Source organism: Mycolicibacterium chlorophenolicum, assembly GCF_001044235.1.
Lineage (GTDB): Bacteria > Actinomycetota > Actinomycetes > Mycobacteriales > Mycobacteriaceae > Mycobacterium > Mycobacterium chlorophenolicum.
The window spans coordinates 383,915-405,952 of record NZ_JYNL01000023.1; the positions used below are offsets into that span (position 1 = coordinate 383,915).

The window sequence follows — 22,038 nt, forward strand, 5'->3', positions numbered from 1 at the left end:
CTCCTTCTTCTCGGTGGGAAGGGCTCGTCAGGTCTTGTTCAGGATGCCCTTCACCCACTCGTCGATCGGCGCAGACGCAAATCGACACGGCCGGCAAGAAAAGTTTTTCGGCCCGGGGCGGGCGCGGGCATGGCACGCTGCTGACCATGGCCGATCTGCCCGAACCCCGCTTCCTCGACGAACGCGTCGCCCACTGGGCGGCCACCACCCCCGACGCCGAGGCGATGGACTACTTCGACCGCAACTGGACCTGGGCGCAGTGGGACGACCGGATCCGACGGTTGGCCGGGGCGCTGACCGAACGGGGTATCAAGCGCGGCGACGTCGTGGCGTTCCTCGACAAGAACCATCCCGCGTGTGTCGAGACGACGATCGCCGCCGCGTCGCTGGGCGCCGCCACCGCGATCATCAACTTCCGGCTGGCCGCCGACGAACTCGACTACGTGCTCAACGACTCCGGCGCCAAGGTGCTCATCGTGGGCGCGGAGTTCATGTCCTCGATCGACCGGATCCGCGACAAGCTGACCAACGTCGAGCACGTCATCGCCGTGACGCCGGAAGGCGACGACGAGTACGAAGAGATTCTCGCCGCGTCGACGCCGGTGCAGCGTTCCGAGGACGTGGAACCGGGCGACGTGGCGATCATCATGTACTCGTCGGGCACCACCGGCCGGCCCAAGGGTGTCGAGCTCACGCAGGCCAACATCATCGCCCACACCGTCAACGCCCACGAGGGCTTCGAGTTCGACGAGGGCGACAAGAACATGGTCTCGATGCCGCTGTTCCACGTCGGCGGATCGTCCTACGTGCAGTTCGGCATTCACGACGGCTTCCCGAGCGTGATGACCCGCGACGTCGACGGCGCGGCGCTGGCGGGGGCGATCCTCAAGGGCGCCAACCGCACCTTCCTGGTGCCGGCGGTGCTGGCCAAGGTGCTCGAGTCGGGCGAGGACGCGGTCAAGCTGTTCGCCGCGCTGAAGACCTACGCCTACGGGGCGTCACCGATGCCGCTGCCCCTGCTGCGTCAGGCGTTGCAGGCCTGGCCGGACACCGACTTCATCCAGGCCTACGGGCTCACCGAGGTGTGCGGGGTGATCAGCCACCTGCTGCCCGAGGCGCATCGCGATCCCGGCCGCGAGGAGCGGCTCTCGAGCGCGGGCACGCTGGTCCCCAACGCCGAGGTGCGGGTCGTCGACCCCGACACCCTGGAGGACGTGCCCACCGGTGAGCAGGGCGAATTGTGGTTCAAGACACCGCAATTGATGAAGGGCTACCACAACAAGCCGGAGGCCACCGCCGAGGCGATCACCGAGGACGGCTGGTTCCGCACCGGCGACATCGGCCGTGTCGACGACGGCGGCTACATCTTCGTCGAGGATCGGCTCAAGGACATGATCATCTCCGGCGGCGAGAACATCTACTCGATCGAGGTCGAGCGGGTGCTCGCCGAGCACGAGGCGGTGGTCGAGGTCGCGGTGATCGGCGTACCCGACGAGAAGTGGGGCGAGGTCGTCAAGGCGGTCGTCGTGGTCGAATCGGAGGTCTCGGAGAAGGACCTGATCGCGTTCGCCCGCGAGCGGCTGGCCGCCTACAAGTGCCCCAAGTCCGTCGACATCACCGACGAGCTACCCCGCAACCCCACCGGCAAGGTCCTGAAAAAGGAACTGCGCAAACCGCATTGGGACGGCCGGGACCGCGCGACGGTCTAGATGCCGACGACGACCTCGTTGCGCCGGCGGAACGGCAGCGTCCACGGCGGATCGTAGAACCACGCGGTCGTCTCACCGACGGGCTCGATGCCGTTGTCGCGCAGCGTCGTGCGCAGTTCCTCGGTGCGCGCGGCGACGGCGGCCGCGCTGCGGTCGCCGGTGAACGTCAGCACCGCGACGGTCTGCGGAGGCACCGTCACCAGCCGGACGTTCTCGTCGTCGGGTTCGGGCAGGGTCTCCATCGACCACTTCGACGGCATGAAGAAGCGCACCGTCCAGCCGTCCTCGGCGCTGCCCGTCTGGGAGACGGGCGCGGTCATCGCGATTGACTCCTTGGCGGACTGCTGGCTCACCGGCGCGGTCATCGCGATCTCGGTGTCGCGGTGGTTGCCGCCGAAGATGTAGCCCGCGAGCCGGCGGAACCCGGTGTTGAGGGCCTTCTGCTTGTCGCCGGTGACGGTGGTCTCTGCGGCGATCCGCGAGCCGTACTGCCGGATCTCGACGGTGTCGGTCAGCGGTCGCCTGATGTAGTGGGGCTCCTCGACGGTGCGGACGCCGACGATGGACAGCGCGGATTCTCCCAGCTGGCTGGCGAATTTCACGATGCGGTTGGCCACAGGATGTCCTTTCCCAGACTCGTCAGTGGGGTATTCGTGGCCGGGGTACCCCGTGGATGGGTCCGCCGATCGCTCACCGGACGGTGGTGTTCTCCACGTGCTGCTTGAGCTGTTGGAGATCCTTGATGTGCAGGCGACGGACACGCCGGCCCATCACCGCCTCGACGAGGTGACGCAGGCCGGGTGGCAGGGGCGCGGTCGCCTGGAAGTCCAGGTGGACGCGGGTGCGGTCGCCGTCGACGTCCTCGAGCCGGAACCTCAGGTGCGGGGTCATCTCCCGGCCGCCGGGGCCGCGGTTGCGCAGCCGGTAGTCGACGGTGTGCTCGTCGAGCGAGTGCAGTTCCTGACGTCCCTGGGTCGTGCCTTTGGCGTCGGTGAACACGATCGCGGATCCGACGCTGAGTCCATCGCCCTCGATCCGACAGGTGTACCCGGTGGCCTCCGGCCATGCCGACCAGGCCAGCAGCTCGTTCTCATCGGCGATCGCCTGTCGCACTCGGGCCAGCGGCTGATCGATCATCACGGTCTCAGACCACTCCATCGGGGCTCCCAGGAAGTTCGATGATCGAATGATATGGTCATCGAACCATGCGAGACGCAGCTGCACAACCTGCCGACAGCGTGCTTCAGGCGTGCCGTGCGCTGTGGCGCGCCATGGAGGACTTCGACGAGGCGGCCTGCCGAGCCCTGGGTGTCGGTCGCAGCGACCTGCGGGCACTGAACTCCCTGGAAGACGGGCCGCGCAGCGCCGCGTCCCTCGCCGACCATCTCGGGCTGTCACGCGGATCGGTCACCGCGCTCGTCGACCGGCTCGAAGCGGCGCGGCTGGTGGAGCGCCTCCCCTCCGAACGCGACCGGCGCAGCGTGCTCGTCGCTTTGCGCGACACCACATGGCGCTCGCTCGCCGAGATCTACCGACCCCTCGGACAGCGCGTCTCCGCGGCGGGTGCCGCCCTCAGCGAGCGGGATCGTCGCGCGCTGGTGAGGGGGCTCGACGAGATCGCCGCGGCGTTCGAACAGGCGCAACCGCCGGGTGCCGGATGATCGAAGCGATGGACCTCGCCGACCTCCTCGACCGCCTGCACGTCGTCGCCCTGCCGATGCGTGTGCGATTCCGCGGCATCACCACGCGGGAGGTCGCGCTGATCGACGGCCCGGCCGGCTGGGGCGAGTTCGGGGCGTTCGTGGAGTACGGCCCCGCCGAGGCCGCGCACTGGTTGGCCGCCGGCCTCGAGGCCGCCTACCAGCCGTTGCCTCCGACGCGGCGGGACCGCATCCCGATCAACGCGACCGTGCCCGCGGTGCCGGCCGCGCAGGTCCCCGAGGTGCTGGCCCGGTTCCCCGGCGCGGGCACCGCCAAGGTGAAGGTGGCCGAACCCGGGCAGTCGCTGGCCGATGACGTCGCGCGCGTCAACGCCGTCCGCGCCCTCGTCCCGACGGTGCGGGTCGACGCCAACGGCGGCTGGAGCGTCGAGGACGCGGTCGCGGCAGCCGCGGCGCTGACCGCCGACGGGCCGCTGGAGTATCTCGAGCAGCCGTGCGCGACGGTGCCCGAACTGGCGGAGGTGCGCCGCCGCGTCGACGTCGCGGTGGCCGCCGACGAGAGCATCCGTAAGGCCGACGATCCGCTGCATGTGGTGCGCTCGGGTGCGGCCGACGTCGCGGTGCTCAAGGTCGCGCCGCTGGGCGGCGTGCGGGCGATGCTGGCGATCGCCGCGCAGATCGACATTCCGGTGGTGGTGTCGAGTGCGCTGGACTCGGCGGTCGGCATCGGCGCCGGACTGGTCGCCGCGGGGTGTCTCCCCGAGCTTCGGCACGCGTGCGGGCTGGGTACCGGCAGCCTGTTCGTCGACGACGTCGCCGACCCCCTGGTGCCGGTCGACGGCTTCCTGCCCGCGGCGGCGGCGACCCCCGACCCGGCCCGGATCGCGGCGTTGGCGGCGCCGCCCGCGCGTCGGGACTGGTGGATCGAGCGCATCCGGCAGTGCTACCCGCTCGTGTCCTGATCTGTGGGGTACACGGCCTGGACGCCATCGCGGTGGTCGCTGACACTGAGGACATGGCGCGGCAGGTCCTGATCCTCGGCTTCGAGGGAGTCCAGGCGCTAGACATGGTGGGCCCGTTCGAGGTGTTCACCGGGGCGACGCTGTATGCGCACGCCCACCACGCGGACGGGTACGACGTCCGCGTCGTCTCGGCACACGGCGTGCCGGTCAGCACCGGCACCGGGCTGACGCTCGTCGCCGACCCACTGCCCGATCCGGCCGGGCCGGTCGACACCGTGGTGCTGCCCGGCGGCTACGGCACCGAGACGGCACGCAAGGATCCCGACCTGATCGACTGGATCTCGGCCGTGGCCCCGCACGCCCGCCGCGTGGTCAGCGTCTGCACCGGCGCGGTGCTGGCCGCGCAGGCCGGCCTGCTCGACGGCTGCGTCGCCACCACGCACTGGGCGTTCGCGCCGCAGCTGGCCTCGGAATTCCCCGCGATCACCGTCGACCCCGACCCGATCTTCATCCGCAGCTCGGCCACGGTGTGGACGGCCGCGGGCGTCACGGCCGGCATCGATCTGGCGCTGGCGCTCGTCGAGGACGACCTCGGCACCGAGGCCGCGCAGACGGTGGCCCGCTACCTGGTGATGTATCTGCGCCGGCCGGGCGGGCAGACGCAGTTCGCCGCGCCGGTGTGGATGCCGCGCGCGCGGCGCACCCCGATCCGCGACGTGCAGGAGGCCATCGAGGCCGCACCCGGCGGTACCCACAGCATCGCCGAGCTGGCGCGCCGCGCGGCGATGAGCCCGCGTCACTTCACCCGGGTGTTCACCGAGGAGGTCGGCGAGGCACCCGGCGCCTACGTCGAGCGCGTGCGCGTCGAGGCGGCCCGCCGTCAGCTCGAGGAGACCGACGACCCCGTGACCGTCATCGCCGCGCGCTGCGGGTTCGGCTCCTCGGAGACGCTGCGCCGCAACTTCGTCCGCCGTCTCGGCGTCTCACCTGACCAGTATCGAAAGACGTTCGCCTGAAAGGAGATCGGCCATGCAGGTCGCGATCGTGCTCTATCCCGGGTTCACCGCCCTGGACTTCATCGGCCCCTACGAGTGCCTGCGGTGGTTGCCCGACACCGAGGTCCGTTTCGTCTGGCACCAGCCGGGTCCCATCGCTGCCGACTCCCAGGTGCTGCTCGTCGGGGCCACGCACAGTTTCGACGAGACCCCGTCGCCGGACATCGTGCTGATCCCCGGCGGGATGACCACGCTCGAGCACGCCCGTGACAAAGCGGTGCTCGACTGGGTGCGCCGCGCGCACGCGACGTCGACGTGGACCGCGTCGGTGTGCTCGGGGTCGGTGATCCTGGCCGCCGCGGGGCTGCTCGACGGCAAGCGGGCGACATCGCACTGGGCGGCGCTGCCGGTGCTGCGGACGTTCGGGGCGGTGCCGGTCGGCGACGAGCGGATCGTGCCGGCCGACGACCGCCTCGTCACCTGTGCAGGCGTGTCGGCGGGGATCGACCTCGGGCTGTGGCTGGCCGGTCGCATCGGCGGAGAGGCCAAGGCCAAGGTCATCCAGCTGTCGATGGAGTACGACCCGCAGCCGCCGTTCGATTCCGGGCACATGTCGAAGGCGTCGGCGTCGACCAAGGCCGCCGCCACCGCGCTGATGGCACGCGACCTGGCCAAACCCGCCTCGCTCGCGGCGGCCGGCGGCCTGATGTGGGACGCTGCGCTCGCGCGAATCCGGCGCGCGAAACGACAATGAGTGTGGGTTAGCGCGCCGCAATCGCGGCCCGAATCGTCGCGATGACCTTCTCGGGGTACTCGACGAGGTCGAGCCAGGTGAACCGCAGCACCTGCCAGTTCCTCAGCACGATGGCGTTCTGACGACGGCGATCGATCTGAAACTCCTGCGCACCGCTGTGGAAGGCGAAACCGTCGACCTCGATGGCCACCTTGGCCGACGGGAATCCGACGTCGACTCGGTAACCGCCCACCGGGTAGTTCGCCTTCCATCCGGTGATTCCCGCGCCACGCAACAGCGCCAATATCCGGCGTTCCGCTTCCGATCGGGCCCCGTCGGATGCCGCCTGCAGCAGCCGGCGTGCTCTGGGCGCACCGGTTCGCCCCTTGTTGCGCAGATGCGTCCGCCACAAGCTCTCGAGATCGACGTGCCGCTGCAGTGCGCTGTCCAGCAGCTTTGCACCGTCGCGACGTCTGACCGCGGCCTCCACCACCGTCAACGGCACGGCCGTCACGCGCACGCCGCGGACTTCGATCACGTCAGCCGGATGGAGATCCCGGCGCCGCACCCGAGTGCCGTCGTGCGGTCGGCCGTGACTGTCGCGAGGCACGGTCACCTCATGCTTGTTCGGCGCGAACTGGGTCAGGCTCTGCCACCAGGCTGCAGTCAAGCCGCTCGCCGCAGCGAGAGGGCCATGACCCCACACAGCCGCGCGCACCCGTGCCGCATCGGTGAACGGACGGTCGTCGACGAAGTAGACGCCGACAGCGCATCGGCGCCAGCGGCCCGTCCGCACCCGGTACTGCACCGCCCGTTGACTGAGCCCGGCGTCACGTGCCTGCGCGAGCGTGATGACTCCGTCTTGATCGCGCAGATAGTCGCTGAGCATGTCTGTCGGACGCAGCAGGGGGTCGATCGGTTCCCTTCTCCGCGAATCCGGCGCGCGAAACGACGCCCGATGTCGGTCAGCGCGCCGGATTCGTACCATTGCGGGGTGAATTTGGCCTACGACGACCGCGGCACCGGCGATCCGGTGCTCTTCATCGCCGGTCGCGGGGGCGCCGGTCGCACCTGGCATCTGCACCAGGTGCCCGTCTTCGCCCGCGCGGGCTACCGATGTGTGACGTTCGACAACCGCGGGGTCGGCGCGACCGAGAACGCCGACGGCTTCACCACCGAGACCATGGTCGGTGACGTCGTGGACATCATCGAGCAGCTCGGCCTGGCCCCGGTGCGGATCGTCGCGCTGTCGATGGGCTCCTACATCGCCCAGGAGCTGATGGTCGCCCGCCCGGAACTGGTGCGCTCGGCAGTGCTGATGGCCACCCGCGGCCGCCACGACCGCACCCGCGATTTCTTCTGGAAGGGTGAGCAGGCGCTGGCCGACTCCGGGATCGAACTCCCCGTCGAGTTCGAGGCGAAAGTGCGCCTGCTGGAGAGCTTTTCGCCGAAGACCCTGAACGACGACAATGCCATCCGCGACTGGATCGACATGTTCACGATGTGGCCGCAGAAGCCGACGCCCGGCATGCGCACACAGCTGTCGATCGCGCCGCAGAGCAGCCGGCTGGCCGCCTATCAGAACGTGCAGACCCCGGCTCTGGTGATCGGGTTCGCCGACGACGTCGTGCTGCCCTCCTACCTCGGCCGCGAGGTCGCCAACGCGATGCCCAACGCGACGTTCCTCGAGATCCCGGGCACCGGTCACCTCGGCTTCATCGAGAAGCCGCAGGTGGTCAACACCGCGATCCTCAATTTCTTCGCCGATACGCTGTAGTGGTGAACCCCTCGACGGCGCAGGCCCGGGTGGTCGTCGACGAACTGGTGCGCGGCGGCGTCCGCGACGTCGTGCTGTGCCCCGGATCGCGCAACGCCCCCCTCGCCTTCGCGCTGCACGACGCCGACCGCGCCGGCCGGCTGCGCCTGCACGTGCGCATCGACGAACGCACGGCAGGCTTCCTGGCCATCGGACTGGCTGTCGCCGAAGGTGCGCCGGTGTGCGTGGCGATGACGTCGGGCACCGCGGTGGCCAACCTGGGGCCCGCGGTGGTGGAAGCCAACTACGCCCGCGTGCCGTTGATCGTGCTGTCGGCGAACCGGCCCTACGAGCTGCTCGGGACGGGGGCCAACCAAACCTTCGAGCAGCTCGGCTACTTCGGCACCCAGATGCGCGCCAACATCAGCCTCGGTCTCGCGGAGGACGCCCCCGAGAAGATGGCCTCCCTCAACGCGCAGTGGCGGTCGGCGACGTGCCGGGTGGTGGTCGCCGCGACGGGGGCCCGCTCGGCCAACGCCGGGCCGGTGCAGTTCGACATTCCGCTGCGCGAGCCGCTGGTGCCCCCGATCGACGAACCCGGTGCCGCGTACGCGCCGGAGGGTCGCCCCGACGGCCGGCCGTGGACGATCACCCCGCCGGTCACGTTCGATCAGCCGCTCGACATCGACCTGACCCCCGACACCGTGGTCATCGCCGGGCACGGCGCGGGCGTCCACCCGAACCTCGAGCATCTGCCCACGGTCGCCGAGCCGACGGCGCCGTACGCGCGCACTCCGCTGCATCCGTTGGCGCTCAACCTGATTCGGCCCAAGCAGGTGATCATGCTGGGTCGTCCGACGTTGCACCGCCCGGTGTCGGCGCTGCTGGCCGATCCGTCGATCCCGGTGTACGCGCTGACGACGGGACCGCGCTGGCCGGACGTGTCGGGCAATTCGCAGGCGACGGGCACGCGGGCGGTCACCTCGGGGGCGCCGGCGCCGGACTGGCTCGATCGGTGCGCCGACGCCCACCGGCACGCCTGCGAGGCGGTGCGCGGCCAGCTGGCCGCCCACCCGCTGACCACCGGACTGCACGTCGCCGCGGCCGTGGCCGACGCGGTGCGTCCCGGTGACCAGCTGGTGCTCGGCGCCTCGAACCCGGTGCGCGACATCGCGCTGGTGGGCTTCAACACCGCCGAGGTCAAGGTGCGCTCCAACCGCGGCGTGGCCGGCATCGACGGCACGGTGTCGACGGCGATCGGCGCGGCGCTGGCGCACCGGGGCCGCACGATCGCGCTGATCGGGGATCTGACGTTCGTGCACGACAGCTCGGGCCTGCTGGTCGGTCCGACGGAGCCGATGCCGGCCGATCTGACCATCGTGGTGTCCAACGACAACGGCGGCGGCATCTTCGAACTGCTCGAACAGGGCGATCCCCGGTTCTCCGACGTGTCCTCACGCATCTTCGGCACGCCCCACGACGTCGACGTGGGTGCGCTGTGCCGCGCCTATCACGTGGAGAGCCGGCAGATCGAGGCGGCCGAGCTGCCCGCCGCTCTCGAGGAACCGCATGACGGGATGCGTGTGCTCGAGGTCAAGGCCGACCGGTCGTCGCTGCGGGCGCTGCACGCGTCGATCAAGGCGGTGCTGTGACCGCACTGCTCGCGCGACTGAAGGCGCTGTGGCAGTTCATCATTCCGCATCTCTACGGCGAGCCGGGGGAGACGCGGCGCGGCCGGATCCTGCGGCGCGTCCGGATCGGCATCGTGGTGGTGGCGTGTCTGGTGACGCTGCAGTCGGTGCTGCTGATCGTCGGCGCCTGGCGTGACGACCGCCAGATCGAGCGGCACATGGGCGTGGCGGAGGCCACCGTGCTCGACGCGGGCCCGCGACGGTCCACGATCGAGTTCGTCACGCCCGACCGCGTGACCTACCGGCCCGAACTCGGTGTGCTGTACCCCTCCGAATTGGAGAACGGCATGCGCATCTACGTCGAATACGACACCAACAACCCGGATCTGGTGCGGGTGCAGGACCGTGACGCGTCGCTGGCGATCATCCCCGCGGGGTCGCTCGCGGTAATCGGGTGGCTGGTGGCCGGGGCCGCCCTGGGTGTCACCGCGCTGGTGCAGCGCCGCATCGATTCCGAGGCGGTTCCTCAGGACGCGACGAGCTGATCGAGCCAGGTGTCGTCGGAGAGGTCGATCTTCTCGCCGGTGTTCAGGTCGACGACCGTCGGGGTTCCGGTGCTGACGGGGTCGGCGTCGTAGAGCAGGCTGAAGTTGGCCTCCTCCATCGCGGCGACGTCGACTGCCTCCTGCTCGCGGGACACGTTGTCGGCCACTGCTTCTGGTAGACCAGCGCCCCTGGCGATGTCGCGCAGCTCGTCACCGGTGAACGCCGGACCTCCCGGATCCTGCTGCGCCCACAGCTCTTCGACGAAGTGCTGGAACTGCGTGCCGGTGGTGGTTGCGTCTCCGGTCGGTTCGGCGGCGACGAACATCGCGTTGGCCACCGTCGCCGAATAGCCGCTCTCGGTGTCCTGGTCGAGGAATGTCAGCGGGCGGTAGGTGACCTGCAGACCGCCCACGGTCACGTAGTAGGCGATCTGGTCCCCGAAATGCTGCTGCAGGTCGTGGCAGTGGGTGCACTGCGGCTCGGTGAAGATCTCGATGTGCGCCGGGGCGTCCGCGTAGCCGGCGACGATGCCGAATCCGTCGTCGGACAGGGCGAGCGGCGCGGTGGCGGGATCGGGGCGGGCGGTGCCGGTGACGTCCTTCGAGCAGCCGACGACGCCGAGCATCAGCCCGATCGCCGCGACAGCGAGCACCGTCCGCGTTCTGCGCATGTTCCGAAGAATAACGCCGCAGAACCCGCAATTCGTGCGACATATCCCTGTCGGCAACCTCCGGGACAGGTGGCGATGTCACCGTCGTCGTGTGCGCGTCGCCATCGTCGCAGAATCGTTCCTCCCGAATGTCAACGGCGTCACCAACTCGGTGCTTCGGGTGATGGAGCATCTCCGTCGCACCGGGCACGAGGTGCTCGTGATCGCCCCGGACACGCCGCGCGGCCAGCCCGCGGCCGACAAGGTGCACGACGGGATCCGGGTGCACCGGGTGCCGTCGATGATGTTCCCCAAGGTGACCTCGCTGCCGCTGGGTGTCCCGCGGCCGCGGATGGTGGGGGTGTTGCGCGGGTTCGACCCCGACGTCGTGCACCTGGCCTCACCCGCCCTGCTGGGCTGGGGCGGGGTGCACGCGGCGCGTCATCTCGGAGTGCCGACCGTCGCGGTGTTCCAGACCGACATCGCCGGGTTCGCCCAGAGCTACGGCGTCGGCGTCATGTCCCGCGCCGCGTGGACGTGGACGCGACGCCTGCACAGCAAGGCCGACCGCACCCTGGCGCCGTCCACGGCGGCGATGGACGACCTTGTCAGCCATGGCATTCCGCGCGTGCACAAGTGGTCGCGCGGGGTGGACGTCACCGGCTTCGCCCCCTCGGCGCGCGACGAGCGGCTGCACCGATCGTGGTCGCCGCACGGTAAGCCCGTCGTCGGGTTCGTCGGTCGGCTGGCCCCGGAGAAGCACGTGGAACGGCTCGCGGTGCTGGCCGCGCGGGACGACGTGCAGGTCGTCGTCGTGGGGGACGGGGTCGACCGGCCGAAGCTGGAGGCGGCGCTGCCGGGTGCCGTCTTCACCGGCGCACTGTATGGCGCTGAGCTCGCGGCGGCGTACGCCAGCATGGACGTGTTCGTCCATCCCGGTGAGCACGAGACGTTCTGCCAGGCAGTGCAGGAGGCGATGGCCTCCGGTGTTCCGGTCATCGCGCCCGATGCCGGCGGCCCGCGTGACCTGGTCGCCCCGTACCGCACCGGGCTGCTGTTGCCCGTGTCCGAGTTCACCGAGCGGTTGTCGGCGTCGGTCGACCACCTCGTCGCCGAGCGGCGGCGTTACGCGGTGGCGGCGCGGCGCAGTGTGGTGGGCCGCACCTGGCCGGTGATCTGCGACGAACTGCTCGGCCACTACGACGATGTGGCCGGCAGGCGCGGAGCGCGCGCCGCGTAACTTCGGGGTGTGCATCCCGAGCAGAAGATCGACGCCGGTGCGCTGACAGGCGTCTCAGAAACGGCTCTTCTGACACTCAACGGACGAGCGCACCAGGCGCGGCTCCCGGACGCCATCCTCGACGACCCGATGGCCATCCGCCTGGTCGATGCGATCGATTTCGACTTCGACAAGTTCGGTCGTCGCAAGGGCCAGGAGATGGCGCTGCGCTCACTGGCTTTCGATCGCGCGACCACGGCGTTCCTGTCCCGGCATCCGTCGGCCACGGTCGTCGCCCTCGCCGAGGGGCTGCAGACCACCTTCTGGCGGCTCGACGCCGCGCTGCCTGATCCCCGATTCCGGTGGCTGACAGTCGATTTCGAATCGATCATCGCGCTGCGCCGGCGTCTGCTGCCGACTTCTGCGCGCATCACCACACTCGCGCAGTCGGCTCTCGACGTCAGCTGGATGGACGCGGTCGACACCAGTCAGGGCGTGTGCATCACCGCCGAGGGCCTGCTGATGTACCTGCAACCCGATGAGGCGATGAGCCTGATCGCCGCGTGCGCGCAGCGGTTCCCCGGCGGCCAGATGATCTTCGACCTGCCGCCCGTGATGGTGAAGAAGCTCGCGCCGAAAGGCATGCGCTCGTCCTCCCGCTACCGGGTGCCGCCGATGCCGTTCAGTCTGTCGGCGGCGCAGTTGGCGGCGTTGGTCGACACCGTGCCGGGGATCACGGCCGTGCACGACCTGCCGATGCCCCGTGGGCGCGGCTTCTTCTTCGAGCGGGTGTTCCCGGCGTTCTGGGGGTGGAAGCCGATGCGGAACCACCGCGGTGCGTACACCCTGCTCGAGTTCGGCTGAGGACCGCGCAGGGTTTGCCGGCGGCCTGGGCGGGTACAGAGCCAACGGCTCTGCTGCTGGGATCTGACGGCGGCGCAGCAATGTGTCGGCGGCGCAGCGGAGAGCGAGGATCCCCATGATCGGTGCCCTGTACGACGCCGCCCTCAACGGTCGGCGATGTTGGATCCGCGGAGCCGACTATCAGACCCGGGTGCTGCCCGTCGACCGGTGGCTGGGCGAGTGCGACGACGATCCGTTCGACGCCGCGCTGGCCGCCCGTGCCGACGGACCGACCGTCGACCTGGCGTGCGGACCGGGACGCTTCGCGGCGTGGCTGGCCCGCCAGGGCATCCCCGCGGTCGGCATCGACCAGTCGGCCGTCGCGGTGCACCTGGCCGAGCAGCGCGGAGCCCGGGCGCTGCGCGGCGACGTGTTCGACATGTTGCCGCGCGAGGGCTGGTGGCAGACCGTGCTGCTGGCCGACGGCAACGTGGGCATCGGCGGGGACCCGCTGCGGTTGTTCAACCGCTGCCGCGCGCTGCTGCGCGACGGCGGCCACTGCGTCGTCGAATTCGACCCGGCCGTCACCGGCGCGACGACCACCATGGTGCGCCTGGAAACGGACGACGAGGTCGGTCCCTGGTTCGAGTGGGCGTCGGTCGGCCTCGATGCGGTCGAGGAGTTCGGTCAGCGAGTGTCGTTGCGCCTCAAGGACGTCGAGATCATCGGCGAGCGCGGCATGGCCGAGCTCGCCGCGATCTGACTCAGCCCTGCGCTTCCACCGCGACCGGCTGCCACTGCTCCCAGGTGGCCAGCCGCTTCTCGTAGTCCGCCTTGGCCAGCTGCAGCGGCAGCTCGCCGAAGAACACCCGCAGCGGCGGCTCCTCGGCGTCGACGACCTTCAGGATGGCCCGCGCCGAGGCGGTCGGATCGCCCGGCTTCGCGCTGCGCGACGCCCGCAGTTCGGCCGCCTTCGCATGGATCTCGGCGTAGTCGGGCAGTTCGGCGGCGTGCTTGGCCGACGGGCCCGCCCAGTCGGTGGAGAAACCACCCGGCTCGACCAGCGTGACGTGCACGCCGAAGTCGGCGACTTCCTGGGCGAGGGCCTGCGAGAAGCCCTCCAGCGCCCACTTCGAGGCGTGGTAGATGCCGACGTTGGGGAACGCGGTGATGCCGCCGATCGACGACACCTGGATGATGTGCCCGCTGCGCTGGGCGCGCAGGAGGGGCAGCGCGGCCTGGGTGACCCACAGCGCCCCGAACACGTTGGTCTCGATCTGATCGCGGGCTTCCTGCTCGGAGAGTTCCTCGATGAAGCCGAACTGCCCGTAGCCGGCGTTGTTGACGACGATGTCGAGCCGGCCGAAGTGGTCGTGGGCCTGCTGGACGGCCGCGAAGTCGGCGTCGCGGTCGGTGACGTCGAGGCGGATCGGCAGCAGCGCGTCGCCGTACTTGGTCGTGAGGTCGTCGAGGGTGGACAGGTCTCGCGCGGTGGCGGCGACCTTGTCGCCGCGCTCGAGCGCCGCGATCGTCCACTCGCGCCCGAAGCCGCGCGACGCACCGGTGATGAACCAGACTTTTTCACTCATGCCCTAGGTCAAGGCCGTCGATCCCGCGGGCATTCCCGGCCCCTGGATCTGCACAGGAACCTGCCAGGCGGGGCCGGTGATACGTTCGGCCCTGTGAACCGCGCGTCGCTGGAGAAGGACCCCCATGAGGTGGCGTCGATGTTCGACGGCGTGGCGCGGCGCTACGACCTGACCAACACCGTGCTCTCGCTGGGGCAGGACCGGTTCTGGCGGCGGGCCACGCGGGAGGCGCTGGGGATCGCGCCGGGCGACAAGGTCCTCGATCTGGCGGCCGGCACCGCGGTGTCGACCGCCGAGCTGGCCACCTCGGGGGCGTGGTGCGTGGCGGCGGACTTCTCGGTCGGCATGCTGGCCGCCGGCGCGGCGCGGCCGGTGCCGAAGGTGGCCGGCGACGCGACCAAGCTGCCGTTCGCCGACGGTGTGTTCGACGCGGTGACGATCAGCTTCGGCCTGCGCAACGTGGTCGACCACGTCGCGGGGCTGCGGGAGATGGCGCGCGTGACGCGGCCGGGCGGCCGGCTGGTGGTCTGTGAGTTCTCCACGCCGACGAACGGACCGTTCGCGACGGTGTACAAGGAGTACCTGATGAAGGCGCTGCCGGCGATGGCCCGCGCGGTGTCGTCGAACCCGGACGCCTACGTCTATCTCGCGGAGTCCATCAGGGCGTGGCCCGACCAGGCCGAGCTGGCCCGTCGCATCGAGGCCGCCGGCTGGACCGACGTCGCTTGGCGCAATCTGACGGGCGGCATCGTGGCGCTGCACGCCGCCACCAAACCCTGACATCTTTCCCGCGAGCGTGCGTGTCTGCGGGCGACACGCCGCCCATTTCCGCGATTCCACGCACGTTCGCGCGGCGCGAAAGCCGCCCGCTTGCACACCCATTGGCGTTAGCGTCACGACCATGCTGCACGGACGCCACGCCGATCCCGATGCCACCCTCGCCACCGATCCCCGCTCCGATCCGCGGATGGTCGCCGCCCTCGCGGCATTCGGTCTGACCGAGCGACTGCCGTCCTCGGGCCTGGGCGTCGACTCCCCGCTGGCGGAGCGCCTCGCCTACGCGACCATGAGCGAGCAGGGCATCGGCGCCATCTTCGACGCCCTCGCCCAGAACGTCGCGCCGCCGGCCGGCGTCACGACCATCACGACGACGATCACCGGCGCCGACGGCAACGACGTCACGCTGTTCGTCAGCCGGCCCACCGACGCGGCCGGTCCGCTGCCGGCGATCGTGCATCTGCACGGCGGCGGCATGGCGATCGCCAGCGCCGCCGATATGCCGTACGTCCGGTTGCGCGAGCATCTGGCCGCGACGGGCCTCGTCGTCGTCGGCGTCGAATTCCGCAACTCCGGCGGCAAACTCGGCCCGCATCCGTACCCGGCGGGTCTCAACGACTGCGCGTCGGCCGCTCGCTGGGTCGACCAGCAGCGTGGCGAACTCGGTGTCAGCCACATCGTGGTGTCCGGGGAATCGGGCGGCGGGAACCTGACATTGACGTTGGCGCACAAGGCGAAACGCGAGGAGTGGATCGACCGGATCGCGGGCTTCTACGCGCAGTGCCCGTTCATCTCCAACCGGTGGCTCGAGCGGTGCGACGACCTGCCGTCGCTGGAGGAGAACGATGAATACTTCATCAGCCGTGAGCAATTGGCCATCCTCGGCTCGCTCTACGATCCGGACGGGCGCCATGTCGACGACGCGGCGTGCTGGGCGTACGTGGCGACCGACGACGAGTTGGCCGGGCTGCCGCCACATGTCATCTCGGTCAACGAACTCGACCCGCTGCGCGACGAGGGGCTGCAGTACTACCGCAGGCTGCTGCGGGCGGGTGTGCCCACGGTCGGGCGGGTGGTCGCGGGCACCTGCCACGGGGGAGATCTGTTGTTGGCGGGCGCGATGCCGGAGGTGTTCGCCGCCAGCGTCCGCGACGTCAGCGGCTTCGCCCACTCGTTGAGCTCCCGCTAGCCCTGCTCCCACAGGCGCGCCGATTCCACGCCGACGGCTGCGTCGTGAATCTGCTGGAAGTTTCGCCCGCCTCGGGCGAACGTCGCGAGGACGGCTGCGGGACAGCGGTTCTCGACAAGTGGCACGTCGCGCCAGCGGCACGGTCGGACGTGCACGAGGTCGACGTCTTCACCGTCAGCGTCGTAGACGTACGGCCCTGTCAGCCGGCCCAGCCAGAACAGCCCGTCGCCGTCGCGGGTCCACACGAACGACCCGTCGGCCGCATCGGCAAAGCGTGACACCCGCCGCTCGGGGACGTCGAACCGGCCGAACCCGCACAGACCCTCCCGCAGGCCCCGCTTCACCCCCGCGTGAGGATCGATGTCGTCTCGGCGCGAGCGCATCGGCGCCCGGTACACGGCCGTCACGTGAACGGGCGGCGGGCGTCCACGCGGCCCGACAGCCGGCCGGCGCCGCGCCACACTCGGGCGACCACGTCCTCGTCCTCGTCGGTGACCAAGTTGCCCATCACGCGCACCGCCACGGTCATCAACGCCGTCGACCGCATCGCCACCGGTCCCGTCGCCGGCAGGAACCGGGGGAACGTCAGCAGCAGCGCCAGCCGGCGCGCGATCGAGAACCCACGCGCGTAGTGCGCGTGCAGTACTGCCGGCCAGGCCTGCGAGTAGTCGCCCGAGCCCAGCATCTCCGCGGCCAGCCGCCCGGTCTCCAGCCCGTAGTCGATGCCCTCGCCGTTGAGCGGGTTCACACACGCCGCCGCATCCCCGATCAGCATCCAGTTCGGCCCGGCCACGCCGGACACCGCGCCGCCCATCGGCAGCAGCGCAGAGCGCCCGGCCCGCGGATCACCGTCGAAGCCCCACTCGTCGCGACGCAGCGCGGTGTAGTGGTTCATCAGCGGCCGCAGCGCCGCGTCGGCGGGCCGCTTCGACGTCGCCAGCGCGCCGACGCCGATGTTCACCTCACCGGTGCCCAGCGGGAAGATCCAGCCGTAGCCGGGCAGCACCTCGCCGGCCGGTGAGCGCAGCTCCAGGTGCGACGTGATCCACGGTTCGTCGTGTCGCGGGGTCGCGATGTAGCCGCGGATCGCGACGCCGTACACGGTGTCCTTGTGCCATTCCCGGCCCAGCGCCCGCCCCAGCGTCGAACGTGCTCCGTCGGCGACGATCAGGTCCGCGCAGCGCACCACCTCTCCGGAGTCGAGCACCACACCCGACACCCGGCCGGCCGAATCACGCTGCACGTCAACCGCTTTGACGCCCAACTTCATCTTCGCGCCGTCGTCGACGGCCACCAGCCGGATGCGCTCGTCGAGTTCGGTGCGTGGCACCGCGCTCGACAGCGGCGGAAAGGACCGCCCCGGCCACGGGATCTCCACGTCGGCGCCGAAGCCGGACATCCGCAATCCGTGGTGGGTGATCCGGCCGTCCAGCCACCCGCCGAGGCCCAGCCGCCGCATCTCGGCCACCGCCCGCGGGGTCAGGCCGTCGCCGCACGCCTTGTCGCGGGGGAACGACGCCGAGTCGATGACCAGTACCTCGCGCCCGGCGCGCGCGGCCCACGCCGCGGCCGACGAACCTGCCGGCCCGGCGCCGACGACGACCAGGTCAGCGCTCGTCTCCATGGCTCCCAGTATGTTGGCTGTGTGAGGACACCGGCGAACGTGGTGGCGGGAGTGGACTTCGGCGATGCCGAGTTCGCCCAGGACGTCCGTGACGGAGTGGCCCGGATCGAGACGCTCATGTCGGAGGAACTCGGCCGCGCCGACGAGTTGATGGCCGAGGCCGTCACGCATCTGTTCGAGGCCGGCGGCAAGCGGTTCCGCCCGCTGTTCACGGTGTTGTCGGCGCAGCTCGGCCCGGAACCGGACGCCTGGCAGGTCACCGTCGCGGGCGCGGTCATCGAGCTGGTGCACCTGGCGACGCTCTACCACGACGACGTGATGGACGAGGCGCAGGTGCGTCGCGGGGCGGTCAGCGCCAACGCCCGGTGGGGCAACAACATCGCGATCCTGGCGGGGGATTACCTGTTCGCGACGGCGTCGCGCCTGGTCAGCAGGCTGGGCCCGGACGCCGTGCGGATCATCGCCGACACCTTCGCGCTGCTGGTCACGGGCCAGATGCGGGAGACCCGCGGCGTCGCCGAGCACGTCGACGAGGTCGAGCACTACCTGAAGGTGGTCTACGAGAAGACCGCCTGCCTGATCGCGGCGTCGGGCCGCTTCGGTGCGACGTTCTCCGGCGCCGACGACGATCAGATCGAGCGGCTGAGCCGGCTCGGCGGGATCGTGGGCACCGCGTTCCAGATCTCCGACGACATCATCGACATCGACAGCGACCCCGACGAGTCCGGCAAGGTCCCCGGCACCGATCTGCGGGAGGGTGTGCACACGCTGCCGGTGCTCTACGCGCTGCGCGAGACGGGGCCCGACGCCGACCGGCTGCGGGAACTGCTGGCCCGTCCCCTCGACGACGACGCCGACGTGGCCGAGGCGCTGCGCCTGCTGCGCTCCTCGCAGGGCATCACGAGGGCCAAGGAGACGGTGGCCGGGTACGCCCGGCAGGCCGAGGAGGAGCTCGCCGCGCTGCCCGACGGTCCCGGCCGTCAGGCGCTGGCCACGCTGGTCGACTACACGATCAACCGGCACGGCTGAGTACTGCGGAACCTGCGCGGCGTCCCCGAGCGTTGAACGAGCGAATGAGTTCTGCAGGTGTGGTGAGGAGGAACCCGCGATGACGTGGCATCCGCACGCCAACAGGGCCAAGACGTTCCTGTTGCTGGTGGTGTTCTCGGGTCTGATCGTTGCTGTCGGCGCGATGTTCGGGCGCAACATCATGTTCCTGGCGGTGCTGTTCGCCCTCGGCATGAACGCCTACGTGTACTTCAACAGCGACAAGCTGGCGCTGCGCGCGATGCATGCGCAGCCGGTCACCGAGATGCAGGCGCCGGTGATGTACCGGATCGTGCGGGAGCTGGCCACGACGGCACGTCAGCCGATGCCGCGGCTCTACATCAGCGACACCGCCGCCCCCAACGCGTTCGCCACCGGTCGCAACCCGCGCAACGCCGCGGTGTGCTGCACGACGGGCATCCTGGGCATGCTCAACGAGCGCGAGTTGCGCGCGGTGCTCGGTCACGAGCTCTCCCACGTCTACAACCGCGACATCCTGATCAGCTGTGTGGCCGGGGCGATGGCATCGGTGATCACCGCGCTGGCCAACCTGGCGTTCTTCGCGAGCATGTTCGGCGGCAACCGGGAGGGCGGCGCGAATCCCTTTGCGATCCTTCTGGTTTCGCTGCTCGGCCCGATCGCGGCGACGGTCATCCGGCTGGCGGTGTCCCGCTCGCGGGAGTACCAGGCCGACCAGTCGGGCGCCGAGCTCACCGGTGACCCGTTGGCGTTGGCCAGCGCGCTGCGCAAGATCAGCGTAGGGGTGGAGCGGGCGCCGCTGCCCCCCGAGCCGCAGCTGGCCGATCAGGCGCACCTGATGATCGCCAACCCGTTCCGCTCGGGCGAGAAGATCGGCAAGCTGTTCGCGACCCACCCGCCGATCGCCGACCGCATCGCCCGCCTGGAGGCCATGGCCGGTCGGGGGCCCGGCCAGTACTGACGGGGCCGTCAGACTTTCTCCCCTGACGATGCGCACCCCGGGTCCACCCGCTTATGGTGTGCGACGTGCTGACGAGAATCCTGATCGGCGTCGCGGCCGCCGCCGTGTGTGCCGCGCCCGCCGTCGCCTCCGCTGATCCGTCGCCGCTCAACGTCAACGCGCTGCCGCCGGTCAACCCGCAGCCGTTCGCCTCGCCGGACGGCGCCTGGTACTCGTTCGCCGCGCCCGGGGGTGTGACGTGCGTGATGGACCGCCAGACCGGCAACTACGGCTGCAACGGATCGCTGCCGGGTGCGCCGGGCGGCGCGAACGTCGTCACCGGCTGGGCGGGCGGGCCGCCGGGGTTCGGGCACGCCAACGGGCCGATGTACGGCACGACGGCCAACCCGCTGCCGCTGCCGGCCAACACCCGGATGAGCTTCCGCACCGTCAGCTGCGGCACTGACGGCGTCATCACCTCCTGCACGAACACCGTCGACCAGTCCGGCTTCGTCATCAGCCCGACCGGCAGCTACGCGTACTGAGGTCCTCGCTAACGCGGCCGGCCCTTCCGGCGACATCTAGGCTGTGACCGTGTCGAGCAGAGCTTTCCTCGGTGCTGCGTGCGTCGCCGCGGCCGGTGTCCTCAGTGCGTCCGGTCTCGCGGGTGCCCAGCCCGCGCCGCCCACTCCGCCTCCGACGCCGCCGGCCCCCAACGTGAACGCGTGGGCGCCCGCCAACCCGAAGAACTACGCGGTGTTCGACGGCGCCGCCTACGCGTTCAGCGCCAACGGCCTGACCTGCATGCTGCAGCGCTCCGGCGGCTACGGCTGCAACGGTGTGCTGCCCGGCGCCCCGGAGGGCGCCAACCTGGTCAGCGGTTCGGCCGGTGGGGTGCCCGGCTTCTCGGTGGCGCCCGCCCCGATCTACGGCGGCCCCGTCAACGCGCTGCCGCCGAACACCCGGCTCAGTTTCGGCGACGTGAGTTGCGGCGGCGACGGCACCGTGACGGCCTGCGTGGACAACCGCAACCAGTCCGGTTTCGTGGTCAGCCCGTCGGCGTCGTGGATCGTCAACGAGGTCAACCCGCTGCTGGCCCGCCCCGACGGCACCAACCCCTACTTCAACTGACTCAGAAGCCGGACCCGAAGACCTCGTGGCCCGGCTTCTCCACCATCAGCCCGTGGTAGGCGTCCTCGACGGTCGAGCCATGGTTGACCACGCCGTCGACCTCGCGCGCGATCGGCATCGAGATGCCGAGCTCCTCGGCGAACGACATGATCACGCTGGACGCCTTCACCCCTTCGGCCACCTGGTTCATCGAGGAGATGATCTCGTCGATCGGCTTGCCGGCGCCCAGCTGTTCGCCGACGTGCCGGTTGCGGCTGCGCTGGCTGGTGCACGTCACGATCAGGTCGCCCATGCCGGCGAGCCCGGCGAAGGTGTCGCGGTGCCCGCCCAGTGCCTCGCCCATCTTCGACATCTCGCGCACGGCGCGGGCCATCACCATCGCGCGGGTGTTCTCCCCGATGCCCAGTGAGTAGCCCATGCCGACCGCGATCGCATAGACGTTCTTCAACGCGCCCGCCATCTCGACGCCCACCACGTCGTCGGTGGTGTAGGTGCGGAATCGCTTGGTGCGGAACAGGTTCGCCAGGTTCGCGGCGAGGTGCTGGTCGGGCATGGCCAGTACCGCGGCGGCGGCGTAGCCCTCGGCGACCTCACGGGCGATGTTGGGGCCGGCCAGGATTCCGGCCGGATGGCCGGGCAGCACCTCGTCGACGACCTGGCTCATCCGATAATTCGTGCCCTGCTCGAGACCCTTCACAAGAGACACCACCGGCACCCACGGCCGCAGCGTCGACGCGAGTTCGGTGAGGACACCGCGGAATCCGTGCGACGGCACCCCCATCACGATGACGTCGGCGCACTCGGCGGCCTCGACGAAATCGGTGGTCGCCTTCAGGGTGTCCGCCAGCTCCACCTCGTTGCCGAGGTATTTGGTGTTGCGGTGGTGGTTGTTGATGTCGTCGGCGGTCTCCTGCGAACGCACCCACTGCAGCGTCGGTCCCCGCCGCGCGCAGATGGACGCCACGGTGGTGCCCCAGGATCCGCCCCCGAGGACGACGACTTTGGGTTCGCGCTGTGCAGGTGCCATGAGTGACCACATTAGGGCGGCGGCTGCGGCT

General features: G+C 70.3%; 25 protein-coding genes. 17 read left to right on the plus strand and 8 right to left on the minus strand.

Annotation, left to right across the window (positions count from 1 at the left end; translation table 11 throughout):
• Nucleotides 1–146 precede the first annotated feature (146 nt).
• Nucleotides 147–1,709: a long-chain-fatty-acid--CoA ligase gene (locus MCHLDSM_RS14070; protein WP_048470612.1), complete on the plus strand. Its 1,563-nt coding sequence runs from the start codon at nt 147–149 to the stop codon at nt 1,707–1,709.
• On the opposite strand, the gene MCHLDSM_RS14075 is transcribed toward MCHLDSM_RS14070, so the two are convergent.
• Entirely contained in the window at nt 1,706–2,326 is a 621-nt protein-coding gene (locus tag MCHLDSM_RS14075) for an SOUL family heme-binding protein (RefSeq protein WP_048470613.1), read from the minus strand. The genes MCHLDSM_RS14070 and MCHLDSM_RS14075 overlap by 4 nt on opposite strands.
• Before the next feature lie 73 nt (nt 2,327–2,399).
• Entirely contained in the window at nt 2,400–2,867 is a 468-nt protein-coding gene (locus MCHLDSM_RS14080) for an SRPBCC family protein (RefSeq protein ID WP_048470614.1), read from the minus strand.
• Between the two features lie 47 nt (nt 2,868–2,914).
• Between MCHLDSM_RS14080 and MCHLDSM_RS14085 the strand changes: the two genes are divergently transcribed.
• Genes MCHLDSM_RS14085 through MCHLDSM_RS14100 form a run of 4 tightly spaced genes read left to right on the plus strand, consistent with a single transcriptional unit; the run spans nt 2,915 to nt 6,081 of the window.
• Entirely contained in the window at nt 2,915–3,370 is a 456-nt protein-coding gene (locus MCHLDSM_RS14085; RefSeq protein WP_048470615.1) for a MarR family winged helix-turn-helix transcriptional regulator, read from the plus strand.
• Nucleotides 3,367–4,332 (plus strand): o-succinylbenzoate synthase, encoded by a 966-nt coding sequence (locus MCHLDSM_RS14090; RefSeq protein ID WP_082168869.1) that lies wholly within the window; start codon nt 3,367–3,369, stop codon nt 4,330–4,332. Before MCHLDSM_RS14085 ends, MCHLDSM_RS14090 begins: the two co-directional genes overlap by 4 nt.
• 53 nt (nt 4,333–4,385) lie before the next feature.
• Entirely contained in the window at nt 4,386–5,348 is a 963-nt protein-coding gene (locus MCHLDSM_RS14095) for a GlxA family transcriptional regulator (protein ID WP_048470719.1), read from the plus strand.
• Between the two features lie 13 nt (nt 5,349–5,361).
• On the plus strand, nt 5,362–6,081 hold the full coding sequence (locus tag MCHLDSM_RS14100; protein ID WP_048470616.1) for a DJ-1/PfpI family protein: 720 nt from the start codon (nt 5,362–5,364) through the stop codon (nt 6,079–6,081).
• 7 nt (nt 6,082–6,088) lie between these two features.
• Here MCHLDSM_RS14100 and MCHLDSM_RS14105 read toward each other — a convergent pair whose 3' ends face one another.
• Nucleotides 6,089–6,949 carry a type IV toxin-antitoxin system AbiEi family antitoxin domain-containing protein gene (locus MCHLDSM_RS14105; RefSeq protein WP_048470617.1) on the minus strand — a complete coding sequence of 287 codons (861 nt, stop codon included), beginning with the start codon at nt 6,947–6,949 and terminating at the stop codon, nt 6,089–6,091.
• A gap of 105 nt (nt 6,950–7,054) precedes the next feature.
• Here MCHLDSM_RS14105 and MCHLDSM_RS14110 point away from each other — a divergent pair, with 105 nt between their 5' ends.
• The 3 genes from MCHLDSM_RS14110 to MCHLDSM_RS14120 are packed head-to-tail and all read left to right on the plus strand — an operon-like array spanning nt 7,055 to nt 9,992.
• The gene (locus tag MCHLDSM_RS14110) at nt 7,055–7,837 is read left to right on the plus strand and encodes an alpha/beta fold hydrolase (RefSeq protein WP_048420654.1); all 783 of its coding nucleotides are present in this window, start codon (nt 7,055–7,057) and stop codon (nt 7,835–7,837) included.
• A 2-nt stretch (nt 7,838–7,839) separates the two neighbouring features.
• Nucleotides 7,840–9,468 (plus strand): 2-succinyl-5-enolpyruvyl-6-hydroxy-3-cyclohexene-1-carboxylic-acid synthase, encoded by a 1,629-nt coding sequence (menD, locus tag MCHLDSM_RS14115; RefSeq protein WP_174545672.1) that lies wholly within the window; start codon nt 7,840–7,842, stop codon nt 9,466–9,468.
• On the plus strand, nt 9,465–9,992 hold the full coding sequence (locus MCHLDSM_RS14120) for a DUF3592 domain-containing protein (RefSeq protein WP_048470619.1): 528 nt from the start codon (nt 9,465–9,467) through the stop codon (nt 9,990–9,992). Before menD ends, MCHLDSM_RS14120 begins: the two co-directional genes overlap by 4 nt.
• On the opposite strand, the gene MCHLDSM_RS14125 is transcribed toward MCHLDSM_RS14120, so the two are convergent.
• Complete coding sequence (locus MCHLDSM_RS14125) at nt 9,974–10,663, minus strand: DsbA family protein (protein ID WP_048470620.1); 690 nt, start codon at nt 10,661–10,663, stop codon at nt 9,974–9,976. The two genes, MCHLDSM_RS14120 and MCHLDSM_RS14125, sit on opposite strands and share 19 nt — an antisense overlap.
• 91 nt (nt 10,664–10,754) lie before the next feature.
• Between MCHLDSM_RS14125 and MCHLDSM_RS14130 the strand changes: the two genes are divergently transcribed.
• The 3 genes from MCHLDSM_RS14130 to MCHLDSM_RS14140 all read left to right on the plus strand — a co-directional run bounded on the left by MCHLDSM_RS14130 (nt 10,755) and on the right by MCHLDSM_RS14140 (nt 13,467).
• Entirely contained in the window at nt 10,755–11,882 is a 1,128-nt protein-coding gene (locus MCHLDSM_RS14130; RefSeq protein ID WP_048470621.1) for a glycosyltransferase family 4 protein, read from the plus strand.
• A 9-nt stretch (nt 11,883–11,891) separates the two neighbouring features.
• Nucleotides 11,892–12,725, plus strand: a complete 834-nt coding sequence (locus tag MCHLDSM_RS14135) for a class I SAM-dependent methyltransferase (RefSeq protein WP_048470622.1) — start codon at nt 11,892–11,894, stop codon at nt 12,723–12,725.
• 115 nt (nt 12,726–12,840) lie between these two features.
• A complete protein-coding gene (locus MCHLDSM_RS14140) occupies nt 12,841–13,467 on the plus strand; it encodes a class I SAM-dependent methyltransferase (RefSeq protein ID WP_048470623.1) in 627 nt (208 codons plus the stop codon).
• A gap of 1 nt (nt 13,468) precedes the next feature.
• Here the strand turns inward: MCHLDSM_RS14140 and MCHLDSM_RS14145 are convergent, their stop codons facing one another.
• Nucleotides 13,469–14,293: an SDR family oxidoreductase gene (locus tag MCHLDSM_RS14145; protein ID WP_048470624.1), complete on the minus strand. Its 825-nt coding sequence runs from the start codon at nt 14,291–14,293 to the stop codon at nt 13,469–13,471.
• Nucleotides 14,294–14,386: 93 nt separating this feature from the next.
• Here MCHLDSM_RS14145 and MCHLDSM_RS14150 point away from each other — a divergent pair, with 93 nt between their 5' ends.
• On the plus strand, nt 14,387–15,073 hold the full coding sequence (locus MCHLDSM_RS14150; RefSeq protein WP_048420647.1) for a demethylmenaquinone methyltransferase: 687 nt from the start codon (nt 14,387–14,389) through the stop codon (nt 15,071–15,073).
• 121 nt (nt 15,074–15,194) lie between these two features.
• A complete protein-coding gene (locus tag MCHLDSM_RS14155; RefSeq protein WP_048470625.1) occupies nt 15,195–16,259 on the plus strand; it encodes an alpha/beta hydrolase fold domain-containing protein in 1,065 nt (354 codons plus the stop codon).
• On the opposite strand, the gene MCHLDSM_RS14160 is transcribed toward MCHLDSM_RS14155, so the two are convergent.
• Complete coding sequence (locus tag MCHLDSM_RS14160; protein ID WP_048470626.1) at nt 16,256–16,666, minus strand: hypothetical protein; 411 nt, start codon at nt 16,664–16,666, stop codon at nt 16,256–16,258. The two genes, MCHLDSM_RS14155 and MCHLDSM_RS14160, sit on opposite strands and share 4 nt — an antisense overlap.
• Nucleotides 16,663–17,883, minus strand: coding sequence for a menaquinone reductase MenJ (gene menJ / locus MCHLDSM_RS14165; RefSeq protein ID WP_048470627.1), 1,221 nt, complete (start codon nt 17,881–17,883; stop codon nt 16,663–16,665). The genes MCHLDSM_RS14160 and menJ overlap by 4 nt, the downstream gene beginning before the upstream one ends.
• 21 nt (nt 17,884–17,904) lie before the next feature.
• Here menJ and grcC1 point away from each other — a divergent pair, with 21 nt between their 5' ends.
• The 4 genes from grcC1 to MCHLDSM_RS14185 all read left to right on the plus strand — a co-directional run bounded on the left by grcC1 (nt 17,905) and on the right by MCHLDSM_RS14185 (nt 20,980).
• Nucleotides 17,905–18,912, plus strand: coding sequence for a nonaprenyl/(2E,6E)-farnesyl/geranylgeranyl diphosphat synthase (gene grcC1 / locus MCHLDSM_RS14170; RefSeq protein WP_172506316.1), 1,008 nt, complete (start codon nt 17,905–17,907; stop codon nt 18,910–18,912).
• Nucleotides 18,913–18,991: 79 nt separating this feature from the next.
• A complete protein-coding gene (gene htpX / locus MCHLDSM_RS14175; protein WP_048470628.1) occupies nt 18,992–19,870 on the plus strand; it encodes a zinc metalloprotease HtpX in 879 nt (292 codons plus the stop codon).
• Nucleotides 19,871–19,935: 65 nt separating this feature from the next.
• Entirely contained in the window at nt 19,936–20,394 is a 459-nt protein-coding gene (locus MCHLDSM_RS14180; protein ID WP_234713971.1) for a hypothetical protein, read from the plus strand.
• Between the two features lie 43 nt (nt 20,395–20,437).
• Complete coding sequence (locus tag MCHLDSM_RS14185; RefSeq protein WP_048470630.1) at nt 20,438–20,980, plus strand: hypothetical protein; 543 nt, start codon at nt 20,438–20,440, stop codon at nt 20,978–20,980.
• Between the two features lies 1 nt (nt 20,981).
• Here MCHLDSM_RS14185 and MCHLDSM_RS14190 read toward each other — a convergent pair whose 3' ends face one another.
• Nucleotides 20,982–22,007, minus strand: coding sequence for an NAD(P)H-dependent glycerol-3-phosphate dehydrogenase (locus MCHLDSM_RS14190; protein ID WP_048420696.1), 1,026 nt, complete (start codon nt 22,005–22,007; stop codon nt 20,982–20,984).
• Between the last annotated feature and the right edge of the window lie 31 nt (nt 22,008–22,038).

Coding starts and splice junctions, on each gene's coding strand:
- MCHLDSM_RS14070 (WP_048470612.1), top strand. CDS start 147: ATGGCCGATCTGCCCGAACCCCGCTTCCTCGACGAACGCGTCGCCCAC.
- MCHLDSM_RS14080 (WP_048470614.1), bottom strand. CDS start 2,867: ATGGAGTGGTCTGAGACCGTGATGATCGATCAGCCGCTGGCCCGAGTG.
- MCHLDSM_RS14085 (WP_048470615.1), top strand. CDS start 2,915: ATGCGAGACGCAGCTGCACAACCTGCCGACAGCGTGCTTCAGGCGTGC.
- MCHLDSM_RS14090 (WP_082168869.1), top strand. CDS start 3,367: ATGATCGAAGCGATGGACCTCGCCGACCTCCTCGACCGCCTGCACGTC.
- MCHLDSM_RS14095 (WP_048470719.1), top strand. CDS start 4,386: ATGGCGCGGCAGGTCCTGATCCTCGGCTTCGAGGGAGTCCAGGCGCTA.
- MCHLDSM_RS14100 (WP_048470616.1), top strand. CDS start 5,362: ATGCAGGTCGCGATCGTGCTCTATCCCGGGTTCACCGCCCTGGACTTC.
- MCHLDSM_RS14105 (WP_048470617.1), bottom strand. CDS start 6,949: ATGCTCAGCGACTATCTGCGCGATCAAGACGGAGTCATCACGCTCGCG.
- MCHLDSM_RS14125 (WP_048470620.1), bottom strand. CDS start 10,663: ATGCGCAGAACGCGGACGGTGCTCGCTGTCGCGGCGATCGGGCTGATG.
- MCHLDSM_RS14140 (WP_048470623.1), top strand. CDS start 12,841: ATGATCGGTGCCCTGTACGACGCCGCCCTCAACGGTCGGCGATGTTGG.
- MCHLDSM_RS14145 (WP_048470624.1), bottom strand. CDS start 14,293: ATGAGTGAAAAAGTCTGGTTCATCACCGGTGCGTCGCGCGGCTTCGGG.
- MCHLDSM_RS14155 (WP_048470625.1), top strand. CDS start 15,195: ATGCTGCACGGACGCCACGCCGATCCCGATGCCACCCTCGCCACCGAT.
- menJ (WP_048470627.1), bottom strand. CDS start 17,883: ATGGAGACGAGCGCTGACCTGGTCGTCGTCGGCGCCGGGCCGGCAGGT.
- htpX (WP_048470628.1), top strand. CDS start 18,992: ATGACGTGGCATCCGCACGCCAACAGGGCCAAGACGTTCCTGTTGCTG.
- MCHLDSM_RS14190 (WP_048420696.1), bottom strand. CDS start 22,007: ATGGCACCTGCACAGCGCGAACCCAAAGTCGTCGTCCTCGGGGGCGGA.